The organism is Faecalibacterium sp. OF03-6AC, assembly GCF_003478175.1.
GTDB lineage: Bacteria > Bacillota > Clostridia > Oscillospirales > Ruminococcaceae > Faecalibacterium > Faecalibacterium taiwanense.
Map to the genome: position 1 here is coordinate 149,780 of NZ_QUEN01000004.1, position 21,566 is coordinate 171,345.

The 21,566-nt window shown below is 59.1% G+C and carries 19 protein-coding genes and 1 tRNA gene; 8 read left to right on the forward strand and 12 right to left on the reverse strand.

Going from position 1 to position 21,566, the window contains the following annotated elements; genetic code table 11:
- Window positions 1-41 precede the first annotated feature (41 nt).
- Window positions 42-1,412, forward strand: coding sequence for an MATE family efflux transporter (locus DXA66_RS06325; RefSeq protein WP_118527623.1), 1,371 nt, complete (start codon window positions 42-44; stop codon window positions 1,410-1,412).
- A 131-nt stretch (window positions 1,413-1,543) separates the two neighbouring features.
- Here DXA66_RS06325 and DXA66_RS06330 read toward each other — a convergent pair whose 3' ends face one another.
- The 4 genes from DXA66_RS06330 to DXA66_RS06345 form a co-directional block, all read right to left on the reverse strand.
- The gene (locus DXA66_RS06330) at window positions 1,544-2,179 is read right to left on the reverse strand and encodes a phosphoribosyltransferase (RefSeq protein WP_118527625.1); all 636 of its coding nucleotides are present in this window, start codon (window positions 2,177-2,179) and stop codon (window positions 1,544-1,546) included.
- A 255-nt stretch (window positions 2,180-2,434) separates the two neighbouring features.
- Complete coding sequence (locus DXA66_RS06335) at window positions 2,435-2,992, reverse strand: twin-arginine translocation signal domain-containing protein (protein WP_118527627.1); 558 nt, start codon at window positions 2,990-2,992, stop codon at window positions 2,435-2,437.
- Between the two features lie 163 nt (window positions 2,993-3,155).
- Window positions 3,156-3,770: a twin-arginine translocation signal domain-containing protein gene (locus DXA66_RS06340; protein WP_118527629.1), complete on the reverse strand. Its 615-nt coding sequence runs from the start codon at window positions 3,768-3,770 to the stop codon at window positions 3,156-3,158.
- A 123-nt stretch (window positions 3,771-3,893) separates the two neighbouring features.
- Window positions 3,894-4,589: a helix-turn-helix domain-containing protein gene (locus DXA66_RS06345; RefSeq protein WP_097776917.1), complete on the reverse strand. Its 696-nt coding sequence runs from the start codon at window positions 4,587-4,589 to the stop codon at window positions 3,894-3,896.
- A 339-nt stretch (window positions 4,590-4,928) separates the two neighbouring features.
- Here DXA66_RS06345 and DXA66_RS06350 point away from each other — a divergent pair, with 339 nt between their 5' ends.
- Window positions 4,929-5,603 carry a histidine phosphatase family protein gene (locus DXA66_RS06350; protein WP_118527631.1) on the forward strand — a complete coding sequence of 225 codons (675 nt, stop codon included), beginning with the start codon at window positions 4,929-4,931 and terminating at the stop codon, window positions 5,601-5,603.
- Window positions 5,604-5,692: 89 nt separating this feature from the next.
- Window positions 5,693-6,298, forward strand: coding sequence for a Tat pathway signal sequence (locus DXA66_RS06355; protein ID WP_118527633.1), 606 nt, complete (start codon window positions 5,693-5,695; stop codon window positions 6,296-6,298).
- A 233-nt stretch (window positions 6,299-6,531) separates the two neighbouring features.
- Here DXA66_RS06355 and DXA66_RS06360 read toward each other — a convergent pair whose 3' ends face one another.
- Window positions 6,532-7,623: a DUF3048 C-terminal domain-containing protein gene (locus DXA66_RS06360; protein ID WP_118527635.1), complete on the reverse strand. Its 1,092-nt coding sequence runs from the start codon at window positions 7,621-7,623 to the stop codon at window positions 6,532-6,534.
- Between the two features lie 12 nt (window positions 7,624-7,635).
- Window positions 7,636-8,859, reverse strand: a complete 1,224-nt coding sequence (locus DXA66_RS06365; RefSeq protein ID WP_118527637.1) for a DUF3048 domain-containing protein — start codon at window positions 8,857-8,859, stop codon at window positions 7,636-7,638.
- A gap of 352 nt (window positions 8,860-9,211) precedes the next feature.
- On the opposite strand from DXA66_RS06365, the gene DXA66_RS06370 reads away from it, so the two are divergent.
- Window positions 9,212-9,287: transfer RNA gene (locus DXA66_RS06370), tRNA-Lys, on the forward strand.
- A gap of 691 nt (window positions 9,288-9,978) precedes the next feature.
- Here DXA66_RS06370 and DXA66_RS06375 read toward each other — a convergent pair.
- The 6 genes from DXA66_RS06375 to DXA66_RS06400 all read right to left on the reverse strand — a co-directional run bounded on the left by DXA66_RS06375 (window position 9,979) and on the right by DXA66_RS06400 (window position 16,836).
- A complete protein-coding gene (locus DXA66_RS06375) occupies window positions 9,979-10,542 on the reverse strand; it encodes a glycerol-3-phosphate responsive antiterminator (RefSeq protein ID WP_118527639.1) in 564 nt (187 codons plus the stop codon).
- 236 nt (window positions 10,543-10,778) lie between these two features.
- Entirely contained in the window at window positions 10,779-12,272 is a 1,494-nt protein-coding gene (glpK, locus tag DXA66_RS06380) for a glycerol kinase GlpK (protein ID WP_118527641.1), read from the reverse strand.
- Window positions 12,273-12,308: 36 nt separating this feature from the next.
- Window positions 12,309-12,662 carry a DUF1667 domain-containing protein gene (locus DXA66_RS06385; RefSeq protein WP_154256078.1) on the reverse strand — a complete coding sequence of 118 codons (354 nt, stop codon included), beginning with the start codon at window positions 12,660-12,662 and terminating at the stop codon, window positions 12,309-12,311.
- Window positions 12,659-13,918: an NAD(P)/FAD-dependent oxidoreductase gene (locus DXA66_RS06390; RefSeq protein ID WP_118527643.1), complete on the reverse strand. Its 1,260-nt coding sequence runs from the start codon at window positions 13,916-13,918 to the stop codon at window positions 12,659-12,661. The genes DXA66_RS06385 and DXA66_RS06390 overlap by 4 nt, the downstream gene beginning before the upstream one ends.
- Window positions 13,911-15,356, reverse strand: coding sequence for an NAD(P)/FAD-dependent oxidoreductase (locus DXA66_RS06395; protein WP_118527645.1), 1,446 nt, complete (start codon window positions 15,354-15,356; stop codon window positions 13,911-13,913). Before DXA66_RS06395 ends, DXA66_RS06390 begins: the two co-directional genes overlap by 8 nt.
- A gap of 178 nt (window positions 15,357-15,534) precedes the next feature.
- Window positions 15,535-16,836 (reverse strand): aminoacetone oxidase family FAD-binding enzyme, encoded by a 1,302-nt coding sequence (locus tag DXA66_RS06400; RefSeq protein ID WP_118527647.1) that lies wholly within the window; start codon window positions 16,834-16,836, stop codon window positions 15,535-15,537.
- Between the two features lie 227 nt (window positions 16,837-17,063).
- Between DXA66_RS06400 and DXA66_RS06405 the strand changes: the two genes are divergently transcribed.
- From DXA66_RS06405 to dnaK, 4 genes are all read left to right on the forward strand, one after another.
- On the forward strand, window positions 17,064-17,606 hold the full coding sequence (locus DXA66_RS06405) for a stage V sporulation T C-terminal domain-containing protein (protein ID WP_118527649.1): 543 nt from the start codon (window positions 17,064-17,066) through the stop codon (window positions 17,604-17,606).
- 187 nt (window positions 17,607-17,793) lie between these two features.
- On the forward strand, window positions 17,794-18,867 hold the full coding sequence (gene hrcA / locus DXA66_RS06410; protein ID WP_118527651.1) for a heat-inducible transcriptional repressor HrcA: 1,074 nt from the start codon (window positions 17,794-17,796) through the stop codon (window positions 18,865-18,867).
- On the forward strand, window positions 18,864-19,493 hold the full coding sequence (locus tag DXA66_RS06415) for a nucleotide exchange factor GrpE (protein WP_118527653.1): 630 nt from the start codon (window positions 18,864-18,866) through the stop codon (window positions 19,491-19,493). Before hrcA ends, DXA66_RS06415 begins: the two co-directional genes overlap by 4 nt.
- A 101-nt stretch (window positions 19,494-19,594) precedes the next feature.
- On the forward strand, window positions 19,595-21,424 hold the full coding sequence (dnaK, locus tag DXA66_RS06420; protein ID WP_005943578.1) for a molecular chaperone DnaK: 1,830 nt from the start codon (window positions 19,595-19,597) through the stop codon (window positions 21,422-21,424).
- Window positions 21,425-21,566 lie beyond the last annotated feature (142 nt).

A 21,566-nucleotide genomic window follows, 5' to 3' on the forward strand; every position in this document is an offset into this window, starting at 1 on the left:
GTGTACAGATATCTTAAAAGTTATAATTTTGGAGGACCCCTATGACCCACGCGCAGCCCCAAAAGAAAAGCTTCTTCAACATGAACGTAGACCTGATGCACGGGCCTATTTTAAAAAGCCTGCTGCTGTTCATGCTGCCCATTCTGGTTTCCAACCTGTTCCAGCAGCTCTACAACACGGTGGATACCATGATCGTGGGCAATGTGCTGGGCGATACAGCCCTTGCTGCCATTGGCTCCTGCGGCTCGATCTACGAGCTTTTAGTCGGCTTTGGCATCGGTATCGGCAATGGCCTTGCCATCGTTGCAGCGCGCTCCTACGGCGCGCAGGACGAAGACCTGCTCAAGCGCACGGTGGTGGGGTCGGTCGTCATTGGTCTGATCGCGTCGCTGGTCATTACAACGGCAGGCTTTTTCGGCCTGCATGCCCTGCTGCAGCTGCTGGATACCCCGGCGGAAATTCTGGAAGATGCCTACAGCTACATCATCGTGATCGACCTTGGCGTTGTGGTCATGTTTATGTATAACCTGTGCGCAGGCCTGTTGCGCGCCATTGGCAACAGCGTAATGCCGCTGGTGTTCCTGCTCATCAGCTCGGTGCTGAACGTGGGGCTGGACCTGTGGTTCATTGCCGGGGTTGGCATGGGCGTGCAGGGCGCAGCGGTGGCAACGGTCATTGCACAGGGCATCTCGGTGGTGCTGTGCGTTCTGTACGTGCTGGCAAAGGTGCACATCCTCATCCCGGAGAAAAAGCATTTCGCCGTGGGCAGTCATCTCTACTGGGAGCTGTTCAGCCAGAGCATCTCCATGGGCCTGATGAGCAGCATCGTGTCTGCGGGTTCGGTGGTGCTGCAGTACGGCATCAACGGGCTTGGCACCCTGACCATTGCGGGGCACACCGCTGCCCGCAAGCTGTTTGCCTTTACGGATATGCCGCTCATCTCCATGGCGAACGCCGGTTCCACCTTCGTTTCCCAGAACCGCGGCGCAAACCAGCCCGACCGTGTGCGCAGGGGAATGCGGCAGATGTATCTGTACTCGGTGGTGGTGATGGCCGCCGCCGTGGTGCTGATGAACTTTGGTGCTCAGTGGATGGTGCAGCTGATCTCCGGCTCTTCGGAACCCATCGTGCTGGAAAACGGTGCGCGGTACCTGCTGTGGAACGCACCCTTCTATGCCGTTCTGGGCGTGCTGCTGTGCACCCGCTACGCGCTGCAGAGCCTTGGCCAGAAGGTGCTGCCGCTGTTCTCCAGCGTGATCGAGCTGGTGGGCAAGGTGATCTTTGTGCTGGTGTTCATCCCGAAATTCCAGTACAACGCCGTGATCCTGTGCGAGCCCATCATCTGGTGCTTCATGGCGGCATATCTGGTGGCGGTGTACCTGCACGAGCCGTTTGTGTTCCCGAAAAAATAACCCTCTCAGTCATCGCTGCGCGATGCCAGCTCTCCCGAAAGGGAGAGCTTTTTGCATTTTACGGGAAGCACAAAGAAAGCTCCCCCTTTCGGGGGAGCTGGATGCGAACAAAGTGAGCAGACTGAGAGGGGTTACAGCGCCGAATAGCCAAAGCTGTTCACCAGCGCATCGATGTGCTGGCCGGCCTTGCACAGGGGACAGTCGCGGCTGTCAAAGCTGGCGTAGTCCGGCAGGCTGGCGGGGTCAAAGATGGAGGTGACTTCATAGCCCATGCACTCGTGGGTGGTGGCAAAAATAGCGGAAAGGCCTGCCACGGTGCCGCCGTAGTAGTTCACGGCCTCCACAGCGGCCTGCACGGTGTAGCCGGTGGTGATGGAAGCCGCCAGAATGAGCACATGCTTGCCCTTGACCATGGGGGCCAGATTGTCGCGCAGGATGATCTGGCTACCGGTGGTGTACTCCGGGGTGATCACATAAATGGTCTGGTGGGCGTTCATGTTGGCAAAGCCGTCCTTGGTCAGCTCGTTGGCAAGGCAGGTGCCGATCACCTGCGTGCCGTCCAGACAGAGCACGGTGTCCACAATGGTGCTGTGCTGGTAAGCGGCCACCAGCTCCTTTGCCACGGCCTTGGCCTCGGAAAGGCGGGACTTCTGGGTGGTGACATCGATGTAATAGTTGATATGGCTGTGGCTGGTAGCAAAGTGGCCCTTTGCTACGCGCAGGAACAGGTTACTTTTTTTGGTGGGAAGCTTTACCATATTGATCATCGAAACAGCACTCCTTTTCAGGTTTTCCGGGTTGCCCCTCAAATGCAAAAAGCACCGCATCGCTGCGATGCTCCTGCACATTTTTATAACCCTATTGTACCGGAAAAGAAACCTGTGCACAAGGCATAAATCCACTAAAAAACTTTGTACATTTTACATGATATCGCCCAAAACTTGGATACAAATGGCCCGCATACGCAAAAAGACCCGCACCATATGGCGCGGGTCTTTGGAAAACTATGATCGAAGAAATTATTAGAGGCCCAGATCGTTGGCAGTGATGTTCCAAGTTGCATAAACATCATTGTAGAGATCCTTGCCGGTTTCGTCAGCAGAATGCTTCGGGCAATAACGAACAGCAACATTGGTAGCACCAGTCAGATTAATGCCGGTGACAGTCAGAGCAACATTGGGCAGAATCTGATTCTTGGTGGTGGCATCATTGCCGCCAGTCAATTCAAAAGTAGCTGCTGCAACGCCGGTAGGATGCGTGTTAACGTTATAGGAACCGGGATGCTCGCCGCCAGTTACATCAACCTGGAAGTGACCTTTGCTGACCTGTAGGCCGGCAATAAGGGACTTGATCTTAAAATTGCAGACAAGCTTCTTGTCGGTAAGATTATAAGTCGGCTTGCTGTCGCCGCTCAGCAGAGTGGCTTCACAGATGCCGCCGCCCGGCTTCAGGGTGCTACCAACCGTACCAGTGGGCTGGTTCGGGTTGGAGCAGCCGGTCAGGGAGCCGGAGACTGCCACGGCAGCGGCGGCCAGTGCGGTATATTTCATAAAGTCACGGCGGGAGAATGTATAGGACATGTTCGTTCCTCCTTTAAAAAGCAGATCAGTACGGCCTTACGGCACTACCTATAAGATAGGCGAAACCGGGCCGGATGTCAATGCCTTTTGGCAAAATAAAATGATGAAATTTTGAGCTGTGACGTTGTTTTGCGACGAAATTTCGTCCCGGGAAACCGTTCTCTCAGGCGCGGGTCACGTCTGCGGCGGTCATGACAAAGGTCATGGTCTTATCCGCTGCAAAGGTGGGCATGTAAGTAACGCTCAGCTGCTGCCAGCCCTTGGGGACCATCAGCATCAGCTGCAGATAGCCGGTACCCTGCGGGGGCAGATTGGTGGAATCCGAGAAGGTCTGAGAGTTGGAGTTGTACAGCGAGATGTTGGCACCGCACTCCACGCTCTGGCCGTCGCAGGAAGCAGAGAAATCGGTAGAAGCTGCTGCCAGTGCATGGAAGTTTGCATCCACGTTCTCCTGCGGGGGCACGGGATAAGCGGCGTTGATCTCGGCCAGATTCTGTGCGCCGATGTTGAAGGTCTGGTTCTTGGTGCGGTTGACCACGGTGACCAGAACAGCAATGTATTCGTAACCGGCCTGTGCAGGTACGGTATCAATGTTGAACAGGCTGGTCAGCTGAACGCCAAGGCCGTTCCAGTTGCTGACCTTATCACCGACCTTGACATCCACGATGGTGGCATTGCCATTCTGCTGGCAGCCGCCCAGCAGGCTTGCTGCGCCCAGAGCAGCAACGGATGCGCCGGTGCACTTGAGGAAGGTACGGCGGGAAATGGAGTTGGACATAGAATAAATCCTCCTTTTGATAGGAAAAAACCGTATTCCAGAATGTTCTATTCTGTTTATACCCTTTCTGCCCGAAAGATGCAAGGGTTTTGGGGCTGAATTTACAGCTTTTTCACAGGAATATCACCCTTCGTGGGTAAGGCCCTTCACATGTGTTTCGCTGGTTTTGACCAGATTTAACAGGCTGGGCGTATAAAGCGGGAACTCGCGGGTCAGGCTTTCTGTGGTCATGGTCAGGCAGGCCGGGTCCTTTACGCCCTCGCCGCCGTTCACATCCTGTCCGTCCAGCAAGGCTTCCACGTTGGCTTCGGACATGCGCATCACGGCATCGGAGCAGCCGCGCCAGCGGATGGGCTCGATGCTGAACATACTGGCGGCGTTGTGGGGCTCGGCCGAGTACAGCAGGCGGAACATTTTGGCTACGGCCATCATCAGGTAGGCGCTCACCTCGGTGGTAAGGGCCTTGCTGTGGCACTGGCCGATCTTGGCGTACAGCACGTTCAGGCTGTTGGAGATCAGCTTTTTGTTCATGGTGGGCAGCACGCTGCCGTGGTAGATGTTGTCCTTCATCTTGTCCGGGTTCGGGATGTCTTCTGCCGAGAGCATCATGCCGTTGCGCTCTGCACTGCGGCCCAGAAGATAATCGCAGGAAACATTATAATAGTCTGCCACGCGCACCACAAAGTCCAGGCCGCATTCGCGGATGCCTTTTTCGTAGTGGGACAGCAGCGCCTGCGAGACGCCAAGATCCTCGGCGGCCTGCTTCTGGGTGATGCCGCGTTCCTTGCGCAGCAGCTTGATGATACGGTTGAATTCCATGATTTTTGGCTCCTCAAAGTTCGATGTAGGGGGACATCCTTGTTTTTGGTTTACAGCAGGTTGATTATACACAACGAAAAACCTTTTGTAAAGCAAGAAAAGTGACGATATTTTTCGTTGATTTTCGTCATTTCTGTCAAAAGGCTTGCTCTGGACACCATATCTATGTTAAACTATAGGTATTAACGCATACATTTTGTGGCGTGCGCGGGGCCGCAGCTGCCGCCAAAGAGCAAAAAATCTGGCAGACGACACGTTTTTCTGCCAGATTTTTTCTCCGCAGCGGGTTTTACCGTCCGTTCCCGTGCCGCCGCACAGCGATAAAGAGAGGCACTATCCATGAAAACGTTCAAGCTTCATCTCATCCGCCACGGCATGACTGCGGGCAACCTGCAGGGCCTGTACATCGGCAGCGGCACCGACATCCCTCTGTGCGACGAGGGCCGCGCTCAGCTCAATGAGCTGAAAGAGCGGTTCGAGTATCCGCAGGTGGATACCGTGTTCTCCTCCCCGCTGCTGCGCGCGGTGGAAACAGCCAACATCCTGTTCCCGGATGCAAAGCACACCTTTACCGTGCACGACCTGCGGGAGGCCGGCTTTGGCAAGTTTGAGAACAAGCCGGTCAAGGAGCTGGTGCACGACGAGGACTTTAAAAAGTGGATCACCCCCGGCTCCGGCTATGTGCCCGAAGGCGCAGAGCCTACCGACCAGTTCCACGCCCGCTGCGCCGAAAGCCTGATGAAGCTGTTTGAGTATATGATCCGCATGGATGTGACCGAAGCAGCCTGTGTGACCCATGGCGGCGTGATCATGAGCATGCTCAGCCAGCGCGCGGTGCCCACCCGCCGCCCGGAGCAGTGGATGGCAGACCCCGGCTGCGGCTACACGGTGCAGACCGATGTGCAGCTGTGGATGCGGGACCGTCTGGTGGAAGCCATCGACATCGTGCCCTTTGGCTATGCCGATACCCTGCGCGGTCAGGCCGAAGCCGAGGAGAACGAAGCCTTTGAGTAAGGATTCGGTTACAGTTTCGGCCCATCCCTTGACAGAAGCGGCGCAATCCTTTATTGTATAAGGGAACGATTATTTTAGGAGGAAGTTCCATGTCCCAGTCCATTTCCCGCCGGTCATTCCTGAAATGTGCCGGTTCCGGTGCGGTCAGCCTTGCGGCAGCGCTGCTCACCGGTGTATCTGCTGCGGCGCAGCAGCCGCATCTTGCAGGCGAACCTGCCCTGCTGGACGGCAAAGCTGCCGTGGAGCTGCTGGGCTATGCCCCTGCGCAGGAAATGGGCAATGTGCTGGTGTACCTCTCGGTGGAAAACCTCTCCGCATCCACCCTGCCGGTGGGCGCAAGCTATCTGCAGAGCCGTGAGGTGTGCACGCTTGGGGAGCTGTACAGTATGGGCACCGGCGTTACCGCTGTGTGCGATGGCAAGCCGGTGCGCTGCGGCAGCTTTGCTGCGCCGCTCTACGGCGAGAACGCGGCGGATGCTTCGGTGTTCACCCTGAACCTGACGGCGGGCCGCGGCGCGCTGCTGCACTGCTTCTGCGCAGTGCCGGACAACTGGCAGACGCTGGAGCTGACCTATCACCCGGATTTCGCGGCGGGCCGCAGCGTGACCTTTACGCTCAACCGCAGCACGGACCGCGCCGTGCTGGGCGTGGTGCCCACCTCTCCTGCCGAGGTCGGCAGCGTGGTGGATCTGTAAAAATAACCTTAAAAACCGAAGTATCCTCGCCCTCTCCGTCATTGCTATGCAATGCCACCTCTCCCATAGGGAGAGGCCTTGGCAAAACCAGAAGCTTTGCCGCAATGCCAAAGGCTCTCCCTTTGGGAGAGCTGCCGAACAATGTGAGGCTGAGAGGGCGAGGACGCTGACCTATAATAAAAAGACCATCTGAGATGCAGTTAAAAATGCCTCAGATGGTCTTTTTTGTTTTGTCAATTCAGCACATTCTGCCCGGCGGAATCCAATACCGTCAGCTCCTGCCCGGTCACGCTGGAGACCAGCGCAATGTAGCTGCGTCCGGTGCGGATGGTCAGCGGCCTGCCGTCGGCATCATAAAAGGCAAAGGTGGAGTCTGTGCCCTGCGTCCATGTGATGTGCCACAGCTGGCTGCCGTTCAGCCAGACACCGCCGCCAAGGGACAGGTCGTAGTCCAGCGTGGTGCCGTCGTCCCGCAGGCTGGAAGCGGAGTAAAGGACCAGCAGATTGTCGAATTGCGCCTGCGCGCCGGTGTTGGCATCCAGCTGGGCGGTGCCGTCTGCACGGAGCATTCCGTAGGTGCCGCTGGCCGCATCGTAGGCAAAGCCGGTGGTGCTTTGGGGCGCAAAGTTGATCTGCACCTGTTCGGCATCCCGGGAACCGGGCTCCGGCAGGCGGGGCTCTTTGGCCTGCGGCAGCAGGGCGGGCAGAGCGGAAATGGCAGAGCAGTCCTCGGCAGTGCTGGCCGAGGAGGAAGCGCTGCTGCCGTGGTCGCCCAATGCGCCGGAAAGGTTCAGGCTGCCCAGCACGGAAGCGACCTCCGCGCCGCTGGTATGCCACAGCGGCGCGCCGCTCCAGACATCATCGCAGGAAAAGGCGTTGCGGCCCACTTCCAGCGCGTCCACGGCCCGCAGGTTATAATAATCCAGATAGTTGCGGGCAAACTGCCCTGCACCCCGCTGGATGGGCAGTACTTCCTGCCCGCTGAGCAGCCGCCAGTAAAGATCCTGCCCAAGGGTCACTGGGCCGACGGTTGGCATGGCCGCTACCGAAGGATAAGCCAAGCACAGGCTGGTGGGCTGGCCGCTCTCGGTCAGGGCTTCCAGCACCACCGATGCGCTGCCAATGCCCCACTGTGTGGTGCTGGAAGCGGCGTTGTCGATCACCACGGCGGCGGTGCGTTCGCCGGGATACTGCAGCTCCTGCCCGGTCAGCGGGTCGGTGGGCGCTGCACTGTCCGGGGCAGTGGGGCCGGCCAGCGCACACCCGCACAGCAGGGCTGTGCACAGCACCGCCGTGCCAAGGGCCAGATTCCAGATGCGTTTCATGCGGTTCCCTCGTTACTGATAGCTGAAGTTGGACCACTCGTCGTCGTCCACGATGGCAAGATAGGTCTTGCCGCGGTTGAAAAGCATCTGCGCACCGGTCTTGTCGTAGACCAGCAGCGGATGCTCAGGCGAAGCCTTTTCCCAGCGGCCATGCTGTACAGCGCCGCGGCTGAAATAATAGGCATCGCCGCCGGAGATGTAGCTTACCTGCTGCACATCGCCGGAGTCGCCGGAATAGCGTTCGATGGGCGCAAAGCAGACCAGCAGGTTGTCAAAGCTCAGCTGCTTTGCGTTCAGCTCGTCCACGGTGTTTTCAAACTTGCCGGAGATACGGCTGTACATCTGCATTTTATAGGTGCGGGCCTGCGGATCATAGCGGAAGCTGGTCTTGTAGTGGTCCGAGTGGGTGATGCTGACCGTCCTGCCGGATGCTGCATCCTGCATGGCGTTCTCCTCGCCGGTGCGGTAGTCCGCAAAGCGGAAGAAGGTGGTGTCGTAATCGTATTTCAGGCCGATGCCCGCGTTGGAAGCGGCCTGCCGGATCTCCTTGCCGGAGGTGAACTCGGTGTGTTCATAGGCCACATCCCGGCCCCGGCTGTCGCGGTGAGCCACATGCGGATGGGTGGGAGTATTAAAGTAGCTCTTGCCGCCGATGTTCAGGCCGGAATAGTTGTATACGCTGATGAATTTGGTGCAGGCGGCGCTCTCACCGTCGTGGTAGTACAGCGCCTGATAGGGCATCAGCAGCTGCAGGAACTGGTCGCGGCCAGAGCGCAGCGGGCCGATCTCCGGGATGGAGCCGGCATCGTGGAACACCGCGCAGAAGCGGGTGATGCCGCCCTCCACCTTGCACTCGATCAGCAGATCGGCAGAGGAAAGGCCGCGCTGCGGACGGGCGTTCTGACGAGAGGTGTTGGAGATGTTGTTCACCATCACGCCCACGATGCGGCCATTGCTGCGCTTGGCCTCACCGGTCAGCGGGTCGGCATCGTAAGCGGGCAGTGCGGCAAGACTGGCAGCGGGCTGCTCGCCTGCTGCCAGCGAGGAAGCCGCCATGGCCTCCGAGGATGCAGCAGAAGAAGCTGCGCCGGAAGAACTGATGCCCAGTGTCTGCTGGAGCCAGCTGGAAAAATTGCTGCCCAGAATGGCACTGCCGGAAGCACTGCAGCTGGAAAGCGCCAGCGAAGCGGCAGCGGCACCGGTCAGGCGAAGAACAGCACGGCGAGTGATCTTCATAGGAAAAACCTCCTGCAAAAAACGTATCGGCGCGGCCCGGCAGAATGCCAAAGCCGGGAAAAAGTTTGCGGGTGCAGCGCGGCGGGGCGCACACTGCCGGGCAGTAAAACGCAGCGCACTGCAGACGGATTTGATTTGATTGTAACGATTCTTGCCGGGTTTGTAAAGAGGAAGTTATCGGGATGAAGCCCCTTCCGCTGCCGACACCGGAGCATCTTCGATCTGCTGCGCGGATAAAAAGCGGAAGCCCACACCGATGCAGGAGCTTTTTGCGCCTTTTTGCCCGGGAACCCTTGCAATTTTGCGCAAGTTGTGGTAATATTATTCGGCAGTATGTTCACTGCGGAAATATGCGCTCGTAGCTCAGCCGGTAGAGCATCTGACTTTTAATCAGAGGGCCAGGGATTCGAGTTCCCTCGAGCGCACCAAAAGGACGATAAATCGTTGAGATAAACGGTTTGTCGTCTTTTTTGTTTTATACGGGCTTTTGGGGCTTGTACCTATGATTTTTTCAAAAATTTCAGAGGTCAGAGGTACAAAAATGAAGAAGATTCAGAAGAATGCAGCCCGATTTGATAATCTAAAGCAAGATTTTTTGGACGATAAGAAGTATTCTGGCACGGCAGAAGCCACGTTGAACGGCTATCGGTATGATATTACACGGTTTTTGAAGTTTCTGTCAGATGAACAGTCAGCCGTGAATCGATGCAAGTAGATAGAACGATTGATCGATTTGTGCTAGACTTATCAATAAGAAATGGATTATCTTGCAGAGGTGCGTATCTGGATCAGGAAAAAGACTACTTATCTGGTTCGACAAAAGCAACCTATCAGAACAAAGCGTATCTGAGCAAAAACGATCCCAATTTACATAACACACCAAAAGATGCAATCGTTTTTGACGCAGCGGTCAATGCGGTGGTGGCCCCCTGTTTTGCCCGCGGAAAATACCGGCAGATTTTGAATGAAGCAAAGTATTATCAGGCAATTGAAAGCATCTACGATGACTTTACTGCGGCAGTAGAACGCTCTGCGGCGCAGGATACAGTTTATGTTCAACAGATAAAACACCAGGATACTATTATGCTTTTCGTACTTCAGCTGGGATCTTGTTCTGGCTCAGATATCCCACAGGGAGGGCGCAGAGGTGGAAACTGCGGCGGCACCTGCGCGCATGGCGGCCATGACGTCGGCTTTGTCCCGCAGCAGGCCGCCTGCAATGACAGGCACCTGTGTGCGGGTGCTGATCTCGGCGATGACCCGGGGCATGATGCCGGGAAGGATCTCGACAAAATCTGGCTTGCCCTGCTCCAGCTGGCCGGACAGGCTGGTCAGTGAGAGGGAATCCAGAATGAATGCCCGCTGGACGGTCAGTAGGCCGCGGTGGCGCGCCCGGCGGATCAGGGTCGGGCGGGTGGAGATGATGCCGTCCGGGTGGCACAGGGCGTTGAGGGAGTCCACCGCGATCTCCCGTGACGAAAGGCCGTCCACAAGGTCAATGTGAACCACGGCCAGTTTTCCGGCATCATGTATGCGGTGCACCAGACCGTCTACGGTGAGCAGGGTGCTTGCCAGCAGAAAAATAGTACTGCAGGGCGAGGCCAGCGCAGCAGTCAGGGCTTCGTCCGTTTTCACAGCGGCGATCACCGGTTCGTCCAGCAGGGTTTCAGCAAGAGGATGCATCGGGTAAGACTCCTTTTTATCAAGTGCTTCTATTATCCTATAAAACAGCCGCCGTGTAAATGAGCTGCACGGCGGCTGTAATGTAAAATTTTGGGTTGATCAGAATGTGGTTGCAATCAGCTCACCGCCGCCCAGAATGGCAGTGGTATTGGAACAGCTGACCATGACGATAAACATTAAAAAATAAACAATTAAAAAATATTTTGTGTACGAGCTATAGGTTTGGGCAAAGATCGTCAATGCTCTGCCCAGTCGCAGCTGCGGCCAACAGCCTTGTGCCAGCCGGAGAGCAGACGGGTGCGCTCGGCCTCTTCCATCTGCGGGGCAAAGGTCATATTGCAGTGCCACAGGCTGCGGATCTCGTCCCGATCCTTCCACACACCGGTGGCAAGGCCCGCCAGATAGGCAGCGCCCAGAGCGGTCGTCTCCCGGATGGCCGGGCGCAGCACGGTCTTGTTCAGGATGTCAGCCTGGAACTGCATCAGGAACTGGTCGCGGGATGCACCGCCGTCCACCTTCAGCGAGGTGATGGGCACGCCGGTGTCCTTTTCCATAGCAGCCACGAGGTCTGCGCTCTGGTAGGCAATGGACTCCTCTGCCGCGCGGATGATGTGGTTCTGGGTGGTGCCGCGGGTGATGCCAACAATGGCACCGCGGGCGTACATATCCCAGTACGGTGCACCCAGACCAGTAAAGGCCGGCACGATGTAAATGCCGCCGTTATCCGGCACCTTCTGGGCATAGTATTCCGCGTCGCGGCTTTCCTGGATCATGCGCAGGCCGTCGCGCACCCACTGGATGACGGCACCGCCTACAAAGACGCTGCCCTCCAGCGCGTACTCCACCCTGCCGTTCAGGCTGATGGCGATGGTAGAGATCAGGCCGTTCCGGCTGCGGCAGATGGTATCGCCGGTGTTCATCAGCAAAAAGCAGCCGGTGCCGTAGGTGTTCTTGGCCTCGCCCTTGCGAAAGCAGCTCTGTCCGAACAGCGCAGCCTGCTGGTCACCGGCAATGCCGGCCACCGGGATCTGCACACCGCACAGGTCGGTGGTGCCGTAGACCTCGCTGGAATCCGTCACGCGGGGCAGGATGCAGCGCGGGATATCCAGCGCCTTGAGCAGGGTGTCGTCCCAGTCCAGCGTGCGGATGTTATACAGCATGGTGCGGCTGGCGTTGGTGCGGTCGGTGACATGCACTCTGCCGCCGGTCAGCTTCCAGACCAGCCATGTGTCCACAGTGCCGAACAGGATCTCCCCTGCTTCGGCGCGCTCCCGCGCACCGGGCACATTGTCCAGGATCCACTTGATCTTCGTTGCGGAGAAATAGGCATCGGGCATCAGGCCGGTGTTCTCCCGGATGTAGTCTGCCATGCCGGGCTGCTGCAGCAGTTCATCCACCAGCGGAGCCGTGCGGCGGCACTGCCAGACGATGGCATTGTAGATGGGGCGGCCGGTGGCCTTTTCCCACAGGATGGTGGTCTCCCGCTGGTTGGTGATGCCAATGGCGGCAATGTCGTGGACATCGACGCCGCTCTGGGCCACCACCTCGTTCATGACTCCATACTGGGTGGACCAGATCTCCATAGGGTTGTGCTCCACCCAGCCCTGCTGCGGATAGATCTGCTCAAACTCGCGCTGCTGCACCGCAATGATGTTCTGCTCATTGTCGAACAGGATGGCACGGCTGCTGGTGGTTCCCTGATCCAGCGCCAGAACATATTTTGTACTCATGCTTTTGCTCCCTCCGTATCGTTTCAGGAGTGTGTATCACAGATTTCGTGTCGCCACAACGTCCACGCCGGTGCCGCACACATCTGCCAGCACCACCTGCCCGGTGCGGACGGGGGCGTGCAGGGTGACGCGATCCAGCGCAGCCATGACCTCGGTCATCTTCTCTTTGGGCACGGCCTGCGCAGTCTTTACCGGGCAGCGCGGGTACAGCCCGCCCTCCGCCCGCACGGTGCTGGTGAGGATGCGGGTGGGGTGGGTCAGCTCTTCCCTGCCGTAGGCGGCACCGTTGGGGCAGGCGTTTCCAGTTACATTATAATCATTTTCCGGGTCTACCTGCAAGTGGCAGCCGCAGGGACAGCAGATGCAAATGACTTCTTTGATGCTGCTCATTCTGCAATAACCTCCTCTACCGCAACGGTCAGCGGGCCGTCTGCTTTTTCCAGCAGGACTTTTGGCAGTGCGATGTGCTCCATCTCACCGGGAGCCATGCGCTGGCGCTTGAACCGGGCCAGCTGCCTGCCGCCGCAGGTCACGGTGATCTGGCTGGGGCCGTAGTTCTGCCGCACACGGAAGGAAATGTTCACGCTCCTGTCCACATCAGCGGGGCGCACCCGCTGCGGCACGGTGTAGCCCACGCCATTGCCCGGAACAAGGTCAAGCACAACCGTATCGGAGGCTTCGCCCTTCAAAACATAGGCCGCCGCAGAAGCACCGGCAAGGTCGCTTTCGCCCGAAACGAAGTCCACCAGATCATGCACGTGCACCACATTGCCGCAGGCGAACACACCGGGGATGCCGGTCTCCATATTCTCGTAGACCACAGCGCCCTTGGTGTGAGGGTCCATGGGGATGCCCGCCTGCCGGGTCAGCTCATTTTCCGGGATCAGGCCGACGCTGAGCAGGATGGTGTCCACATCAAATTCCATCTCGGTGCCCGGGATGGGGCGGCGGTTTTCGTCCACCTTGGCAACGGTGGCCTTTTCCACGCGGGCCTTGCCCTGAATATCCACGATGGTATGGGACAGATACAGGGGGATGTCGAAGTCCTGCAGGCACTGCACGATGTTGCGGGTCAGGCCGCCGGAATACGGCATGACCTCCACGCAGGCCAGCACTTTGGCACCTTCCAGCGTCATGCGGCGGGCCATGATCAGGCCGATGTCGCCGCTGCCGAGGATGAGCACCCGCCTGCCTACCAGATAGCCCTCCATGTTGACATAGCGCTGGGCCGCACCGGCGGTGTAGATGCCGGCAGGGCGGGTGCCCGGGATGCCGATGGCACCGCGGGTGCGCTCCCGGCAGCCCATGCAGAGGATGATGCTTCTGGCTTCCAAAATCTGATAACCCTTTTCCCGGCTGACACAGTGGATCTTTTTGTCCGGGGTGACGTCCAGCACCATCGTGCCCAGCTCCACCCGGACACCGGTGGAGCGCAGCAGTTCAATGCAGCGGCCTGCGTATTCCGGGCCGGTGAGCTGCTCGCCAAAGCGGTGCAGGCCGAAGCCGTTGTGGATGCACTGGTTCAGGATGCCGCCCAGTTCGTTGTCGCGCTCTAAGATAAGGATATCGCGCAGACCATGCTGCCATGCGCTGTAAGCTGCGGCAAGGCCTGCAGGGCCGCCGCCGACGATGACCAGATCAATCATGGTGCTCTCCCTCCTGCTTGGTTTCGCACAGTAAGACGTTGGTGCCGGCCTTATCCTGCAGCACGTCCAGCGGACGGATGCCCAGCGTTTTGCTGATCAGCTCCAGCACCCGCGGCCCGCAAAAGCCGCCCTGACAGCGGCCCATACCGGCACCGCAGCGGCGCTTGACACCGTCGATGGTGGTGGCGGGGATCTCTTCGTGCAGAGCGTCCAGAATTTCGCCCTCAGTGATCGTCTCGCAGCGGCAGATCACGCGACCATAGGCGGGTTCCTTTGCAATGAGCCGGGCTTTTTCTTCGGGCAGAAGCTCCTTGAAGCGCACCCGGGTGCGGCCATCCCTGTAATCCGCCTTGGGGGCGGGCAGATCGCCGTGGGCTTCCAGAATTTTGACGGCTTCTCTGGCAACGGCCGGTGCACTGGAAAGGCCGGGCGATTTCATGCCCGCCAGATCGATGAAGCCGGGTGCGCCTTCTGCTTCGCCGATAACGAAGTCGCCCGTGTCCACATTGGCACGGACACCCGCAAAATTGCGGATGGACTCGCTGAAGCGGATGTTCGGCACGCTGCGGCGCGCTGCGGCGCTGACGAAGGCCAGCCCGGCAGCGGTGCAGGCGGTATCGTCCCCTTCCACGGGGGCGGCGTTCGGGCCGACGATCAGGTTGCCGTGGACGGTGGGGGCCACCAGAACGCCCTTGCCGTTTTCGTTGGGGCACTGGAAGATGACGTGGTGCACACGGCTGCCCTCGGATTTATCCAGCAGGTAGTATTCGCCCCGGGTGGGCTGGATGGTAAATTTGTGGGGTGCGGCCATATCGTGCACGGCCTGCGCCGAGACACCCGCCGCATTGATGATATAGCGCGTTTCCACAATTCCGGAGGGGGTGGTCAGTGCCCAGCCGCCGGCGGTCTTTTCGATGTGGGTCACAGGGCAGCTGCGGTGCAGCTCCACGCCATTGCGCACAGCCACTTCTGCCATTGCCAGCGCAAACTCCCACGGGCTGACGATGGCGGCGCTGGGCGCATACAGCGCGCCAACAACAGTGGGGGCCAGATTCGGTTCCATGGAAAGCGTTTCCTCTGCGGAAAGCAGCCGGATGCCCGGTACGCCGTTGGCGATGCCGTTCTCATACAGTTTCTGCAGGTGGGGCAGCTCTTCCGGGCTGAGGGCCAGCACCAGACTGCCGCACTGCAGGTACGGCACATCCAGACGGGCGCAGATCTCCTTGGCCAGTGCAGAGCCCTCCACGTTGAGCCGTGCCATCCGGGTGCCCGGTTCGGGGTCGTAGCCAGCGTGCAGAATGGCACTGTTGGCCTTGGTGGTGCAGTCTGCCACGTCATTTTCAGCCTCGAAAATGGCGGTCTGCAGCGGGTAATGGGACAGCTCATAGGCTGCTGCCGCACCAATGACACCGCAGCCGATAATTGCTACATCCAGCATAAAAACCTCCTGATCGCTCCGTTTGCCGAATAAAAGAAAAAGAGCAGGACAAACAAAAGGGCCTTTCGACTCTCCCCTTGCTTGTTCTGCTCGATTCTCTGAACAAACTTTTATTGTCTTTATGATAATGCGATCTGCACAAGATGTCAAGCATTTGTTGAAAATTTAAAGCTCATTTTTACCTGTGCGGCTTTTTTCTGCTCTTTACGGGCGCGGAGGCTTTTGGCAGAGCACGGCCTGCTGCAGCATGGCCTGCAGCGCTGCGCCCGGCCACAAGGCCGGAGCCGAACGCCCAGTGCAGGTTAAAACCGCCGCAGCTGCCTGCGCAGTCCAGCGTTTCGCCCACAAAGTAAAGGCCCGGACAGCCCTTGAACTGGAAGTGCTGATCCACCTCCCGCAGGGCCAGCCCGCCGCCGGTGGTCTGGGCCTGCTTCCAGCTGCAGGGGGTCAGCCCTTCAAAGCGCCAGTGCTTGGCGGTGTGGGCCAGCTTCTGCCACTGTCCGGCGGTGAGCACGGCAGGCGCGTCGCTGTCCTGCAGCCCGGCGGCAGACCACACAGTACGGCCCAGCTTCTGGTTCAGCAGGCCCAGCCAGAAGTCAACGGCGCTGCCCCCTGCCGTCTGGGCGGCGTGGGCCGCAAACAGGCTGGCAAGTGCGGTTTCGTCCACTGCCGGGAAGAGGTCCAGCTCCACAGCAGGAGCCTTGGGGCCGCGGCCCGGGGCCAGCAGGCCGGACAGCTGCATGATGCAGATGCCGGAAAGGCCGTAATCGGTGAACTGTACCTCGCCGTTCTCGCAGGCAAGCACACGGGCACCGTCCAGCAGGGATGCTGCTGCCTTGGCACGGATGCCAGCCAGCGCTTTACTGGGCTTTGCGCACTGCAGGGCGGTCAGGCAGGGGTACAGCGGCTCCACCCTGCCGCCGCACTGGGCGGCGAACCGGGTGCCAAAGCCGTCGGTGCCGAACTGCGGCCCTGCCTCGCCGCCCATGGCGCAGATGACGGCATCGGCGCGCAGCGTTTCGGCAGAGCCCTCTGCCGTCTCGAACTGCACGGCGTAGCCGCTGCGGCTCTGGCTCAGGGTGCGCACGGTGCAGCCGGTGCGCAGCTGCACATGGTGCTGCGCAAGGTGGTGCTCCAGCAGGGCCAGCACGTCCGCCGCCTGATTGGAGTACGGATACACCCGGCCCGCCTCGTCGGTGCGGGTGTAAAGCCCCAGCGCACGGAACCAGCGCAGCGGGTCGGCGGTATTTACGGCATCCAGCAGCGGACGGAGTGCTGCCGGGTCGGCGGTGAAATACAGCTCCGGTGCAATGCCGGTGTTATCCAGATTGCAGCGGCCATTGCCGGTGGCGAGCAGCTTTTTGCCCGGCTTCGGGTTGCGCTCCAGCACAATGACCTGTGCAGCGGGGGCACTTTGTGCCGCCGCCAGCGCGGATGCAAGACCGGCGGCACCGCCGCCCAGAATGAGGATGTTCGGCATCCGGACACCTGCCTTTCTCAGCAGAATTTTAGGATCTGTCTTCATAAGCGGGGTGCTGTGCTTATGAAAACGGCTTTTTGTATCATTGTAGCAGAACCCTGCCGGAAACGCAACGAAGAGGCAGCTTTCCGTGCAGGTCTTTTTGCGCGGAGGCAGCAGGTATAAATGGCCCGGCCTGACAGATACTAGTGCTGCAGGCATTTTTAAGGAAACGGAGGAGCAAAAACATGAAAGCAACAGGAATCGTGCGACGCATCGACGAGCTGGGCCGGGTGGTGATCCCCAAGGAGATCCGCCGCACCCAGCGCATCCGCCGCGGCGACCCGCTGGAGATCTTCACCACGGGCGACGGCGAGGTGATCTTTAAAAAGTATTCGCCCATTGGCGAGATGAACGCAGTAGCGGCCCAGTATACCGAGGTGCTCAGCAAAAGCTTTGCACTGACCGCACTGGTGGCCGACCGTGACCGCATCCTGACGGTGAGCGGCTCCGGCCGACGGGAGCTGGCCGACCGCAGCATCAGCCAGCCGATGGAAAAGCTGATAGACGGCCGCAGGCTGTACCAGAGCGAGGGCATTGCCGAAAAGTGCATCCTGCCCTGCGAGGGCTCGCCCCGAGCAGTACTGTGCGCCGCACCCATCATTGCGGCGGGCGATGTGACCGGAGTGGTGGCCCTGCTGACCGAAGACCGCACGGCCACGCCGGATGCCGCCCAGCTCAAGGCCGTGAATGTGGCAGCGGCATTTCTGGCAAGGCAGATGGAAGAGTAAAGAACATGCCAGAGCGCTTTCCTTATAATAAGGAGGGCGCTTTCTTCGTTTATGACAGAATTATGAATCTTTTAAAACATTTTTCCAAGGGGCTTGACAGCACCGGAAAATTGGTTATAATGGTCTTAGCACTCAGGAACAAGGAGTGCTAAACAAACAAAGCGAACGCAAAAAGGAGGCAGGCGCTATGACGATGGATGCACGCAAGCAGCGAGTCTTGCAGGCGATCGTGGCGCTGTATGGTCTCGAAGGCGAGCCTGTTGGCAGCAGCGTGCTGGCAAACTACTTTGACATGGCAGTTTCCAGCGCAACGCTTCGCAATGAGATGGCGGCGCTGACAAAGCTGGGCCTGCTGGAGCAGCCCCACACCAGCGCGGGCCGTGTGCCCAGTGCCAAGGGCTACCGTTACTACCTTGATAATCTGCTTGCCGACGATCAGCCGCTGGACCGTGTGACCCGCGCCCGTGTGGATGCGGTGTTCGCAAGCCTCGACCATGAGCCGGAAAAGCTGGCCGCAGGTGCCGCCAAGGCGCTGGCCGCCATCAGCGGCTGCACCGCCGCCGTCAGCACCCCATGTGCCGAAGACCTGTGCATCGCCCACTATGAAGTGGTTCAGGTGGGCCGCAGCGCAGCGGCTGTGCTGGCCGTTACCACAGCCGGTTACGTCCGTACCCGTGTGGCACGGGTGCGCACCGGCCTCTCCCGCGAGAATGCGGCAGCACTTGCCGCACTGCTGAACCGCAACCTTACCTTTGTAGCGCCGGTGGATCTTTCCACCCGGCTGCTGGCAGAGCTGTGCAGCCAGATCGACCCGGAGCTGGTGCCTGTCATCAGCGCGGCAGCGGCCATCCTGCAGGATTCCGTCAAGCCCCACGTATTTCTGGGCGGCGAGCAGTATCTGCTGGACTGGCCCCAGCTGGACGGCAAGGTGGGCGACATCCTCACCCTGCTGAACGACGAGGAGCAGGCCGCTGGCCTGATCGCACCTCCGGCAGAACGCAGTGAGAGCGTGCTGCTGGGCGAGGATCTGGAACCGCAGATCCCGGGCCTGTGCATCGTGAGCGACCGGTATCTGGTGGGCGGAGGCCTGTGGGGCTCCATTGCATTGATCGGCCCCACCCGGATGCCCTTCCAGAAGCTGATGCCGCTGCTGCATTACTTTGCAGACCAGCTGGGCGAGGGCATGAGCGGCAAACGAAAAGACACCCCGCAGGCTGCCGTACCGCGGCGGACTGTGATCTATAAGGAGGATCTGGAATGAGCGAAGAAGCAAAAAAGACGGCTCCGGCTCAGGAAGCGGAGCAGCCCGAAACGGCTCCCGAGGAAAAGGCCCAGCAGGCAGCACCCGAACAGGAACCTGCTGCTGAAGCTGCCGACCCGAAGGATGACAAGAAGAAGGATGGCGGCTGGTTCAACAAGAAGGCCCGTGAGCTGGAAGCCGTAAAGGCAAAGCTGGATGCTGCCGAAGCCAACGCCGCACAGGCCAAAGACCAGCTGCTGCGCATGGCAGCGGAGTACGAGAACTACCGCAAGCGCTCCACCCGCGAAGCCGACCAGAAGTTCAACGATGGCGTTTCCTTTGCGGTGAACCAGATCATCCCCATTCTGGACACGCTGGAGATGGCAGCAAATGCCCCCACCACCGACGAGAACTACAAAAAGGGCGTGACCATGACGCTGGACAAGGCCGCCAAGGCGCTGGATGCCCTCCATGTGGAGGAGATCGAAGCGCTGGGCAAGCCCTTTGACCCCAACTTCATGAACGCAGTGCAGCAGATCCCCGCCCCGGATGGACAGGAGAGCGGCACCGTGATCACCGTCTACCAGAAGGGCTACAAGCTGGGCGATAAGATCGTCCGCCATGCGACCGTTGTAGTGGCCGAATAACAAAGCAGAAACCCGAAAGGGTTTTGAATATAACATCCGCTTACAAACATCTGAGCATCACATAAACAATAAGATTTGTTCTTTCGAGAGGAGTTTTCATTATGAGTAAGATCATTGGCATCGACCTTGGTACTACCAACAGCTGCGTGGCTGTCATGGAGGGCGGCGAGCCCGTTGTTATCGCAAACTCTGAGGGTGCACGCACCACCCCGTCTGTGGTGGGCTTCACCAAGACCGGCGACCGTCTGGTTGGTCAGGTGGCAAAGCGTCAGGCCATCACCAACCCTGAGAACACCGTTGCTTCCATCAAGCGCTTCATGGGCACCGACCACAAGGTGACCCTGAACGGCAAGGAGTACACTCCCCAGCAGGTCAGCGCTATGATCCTGCAGAAGCTGAAGGCTGATGCCGAGGCTTATCTGGGCGAGCCTGTTACCGAGGCTGTCATTACCGTTCCTGCATACTTCAACGACAGCCAGCGTCAGGCTACCAAGGACGCAGGCACCATTGCAGGCCTGAACGTCAAGCGTATCATCAACGAGCCTACTGCCGCTTCTCTGGCATATGGCATCGATAAGGAAGAAGACCAGAAGATCATGGTCTACGATCTGGGCGGCGGCACCTTCGATGTGTCCATCATCGAGATGGGCGACGGCGTTACCGAGGTTCTGGCCACCAACGGTGATACCCATCTGGGCGGCGATGACTTCGATGAGCGCATCATCAACTGGATGGCAGATGCCTTCCAGACCGAGAACGGCATCGACCTGCGCAAGGACAAGATGGCTGCGCAGCGTCTGAAGGAAGCTGCCGAGAAGGCAAAGATCGAGCTGTCCAGCGCAATGAGCAGCCAGATCAACCTGCCCTTCATCACTGCCGATGCTACCGGCCCGAAGCACTTGGATATGACCCTGACCCGCGCAAAGTTCAACGAGCTGACCGCTGATCTGGTCGATCGTACCATGGGCCCCGTCCGCAAGGCTCTGCAGGATGCAGGCCTGCGTCCCTCTGACCTGAAGAAGGTCCTGATGGTCGGTGGTTCCACCCGTATCCCCGCTGTCTACGATGCAGTCAAGAAGGAACTGAACTGCGAGCCCTTCAAGGGCATCAACCCCGATGAGTGCGTGGCTGTGGGCGCTGCCATTCAGGGCGGCGTGCTGCAGGGCGATGTGAAGGGCCTGCTGCTGCTGGATGTCACCCCGCTGAGCCTGGGCATTGAAACTCTGGGCGGCGTGTGCACCAAGATCATCGACCGCAATACCACCATCCCCACCCACAAGAGCCAGGTGTTCTCCACCGCTGCAGACAACCAGCCCTCTGTTGAGGTCAACGTTCTGCAGGGCGAGCGTGAGTTCGCACGCGACAACAAGAGCCTGGGTGTCTTCCATCTGGACGGCATCGCTCCGGCTCCCCGTGGTGTGCCTCAGATCGAAGTTACCTTCGATATCGATGCAAACGGCATCGTGAAGGTCAGCGCAAAGGATCTGGGCACCGGCAAGGAGCAGAACATCACCATTACCGCTTCCACCAACATGTCCAAGGAGGACATCGACAAGGCTGTGAAGGAAGCTGAGCAGTTTGCTGCCGACGATAAGAAGAAGCGTGAAGAGGTCGATATCCGCAACGGTGCCGACCAGATGGTGTTCCAGACCGAGAAGATGCTGAAGGAGAACGGCGACAAGCTGCCCGCCGACGTGAAGAGCGAGGCCGAGAGCAAACTGGCCGACCTGAAGACCGCTGTTCAGTCCGGCAACGTGGACGACATCAAGGCAAAGCAGGAAGCTCTGAGCCAGGTGTTCGAGAAGATGTATCAGGCAGCCGCTGCCGCACAGCAGGCCGCCGGTGCACAGCCCGGCCCCGATGCAGGTGCAAACAACCAGCAGAAGCCGGGGGATGACGGCGTTGTGGATGCCGACTTCAAGGAAGTCTGATAAAAAACACAGCAGTGTGTGCCCGGCCAAACCGGCGGACGCACGCGTGGAATAGCAAAAGCCGCTCCGGTTTTGCCGGAGCGGCTCTTGCTGGTTATAGAGCGAGGAACCAACCGGGGCGTTTCCCGGATCAAACGTTCCC

Excerpts from the sequence above, each read along its gene's own strand:
- DXA66_RS06375 (WP_118527639.1), bottom strand. The coding sequence starts at position 10,542 with ATGCATCCTCTTGCTGAAACCCTGCTGGACGAACCGGTGATCGCCGCT.
- dnaK (WP_005943578.1), top strand. The coding sequence starts at position 19,595 with ATGAGTAAGATCATTGGCATCGACCTTGGTACTACCAACAGCTGCGTG.
- DXA66_RS06400 (WP_118527647.1), bottom strand. The coding sequence starts at position 16,836 with ATGCCGAACATCCTCATTCTGGGCGGCGGTGCCGCCGGTCTTGCATCC.
- DXA66_RS06365 (WP_118527637.1), bottom strand. The coding sequence starts at position 8,859 with ATGAAGATCACTCGCCGTGCTGTTCTTCGCCTGACCGGTGCCGCTGCC.
- DXA66_RS06325 (WP_118527623.1), top strand. The coding sequence starts at position 42 with ATGACCCACGCGCAGCCCCAAAAGAAAAGCTTCTTCAACATGAACGTA.
- hrcA (WP_118527651.1), top strand. The coding sequence starts at position 17,794 with ATGACGATGGATGCACGCAAGCAGCGAGTCTTGCAGGCGATCGTGGCG.
- glpK (WP_118527641.1), bottom strand. The coding sequence starts at position 12,272 with ATGAGTACAAAATATGTTCTGGCGCTGGATCAGGGAACCACCAGCAGC.
- DXA66_RS06350 (WP_118527631.1), top strand. The coding sequence starts at position 4,929 with ATGAAAACGTTCAAGCTTCATCTCATCCGCCACGGCATGACTGCGGGC.
- DXA66_RS06355 (WP_118527633.1), top strand. The coding sequence starts at position 5,693 with ATGTCCCAGTCCATTTCCCGCCGGTCATTCCTGAAATGTGCCGGTTCC.
- DXA66_RS06405 (WP_118527649.1), top strand. The coding sequence starts at position 17,064 with ATGAAAGCAACAGGAATCGTGCGACGCATCGACGAGCTGGGCCGGGTG.
- DXA66_RS06385 (WP_154256078.1), bottom strand. The coding sequence starts at position 12,662 with ATGAGCAGCATCAAAGAAGTCATTTGCATCTGCTGTCCCTGCGGCTGC.
- DXA66_RS06340 (WP_118527629.1), bottom strand. The coding sequence starts at position 3,770 with ATGTCCAACTCCATTTCCCGCCGTACCTTCCTCAAGTGCACCGGCGCA.
- DXA66_RS06335 (WP_118527627.1), bottom strand. The coding sequence starts at position 2,992 with ATGTCCTATACATTCTCCCGCCGTGACTTTATGAAATATACCGCACTG.
- DXA66_RS06390 (WP_118527643.1), bottom strand. The coding sequence starts at position 13,918 with ATGATTGATCTGGTCATCGTCGGCGGCGGCCCTGCAGGCCTTGCCGCA.
- DXA66_RS06395 (WP_118527645.1), bottom strand. The coding sequence starts at position 15,356 with ATGCTGGATGTAGCAATTATCGGCTGCGGTGTCATTGGTGCGGCAGCA.
- DXA66_RS06360 (WP_118527635.1), bottom strand. The coding sequence starts at position 7,623 with ATGAAACGCATCTGGAATCTGGCCCTTGGCACGGCGGTGCTGTGCACA.
- DXA66_RS06330 (WP_118527625.1), bottom strand. The coding sequence starts at position 2,179 with ATGATCAATATGGTAAAGCTTCCCACCAAAAAAAGTAACCTGTTCCTG.
- DXA66_RS06415 (WP_118527653.1), top strand. The coding sequence starts at position 18,864 with ATGAGCGAAGAAGCAAAAAAGACGGCTCCGGCTCAGGAAGCGGAGCAG.
- DXA66_RS06345 (WP_097776917.1), bottom strand. The coding sequence starts at position 4,589 with ATGGAATTCAACCGTATCATCAAGCTGCTGCGCAAGGAACGCGGCATC.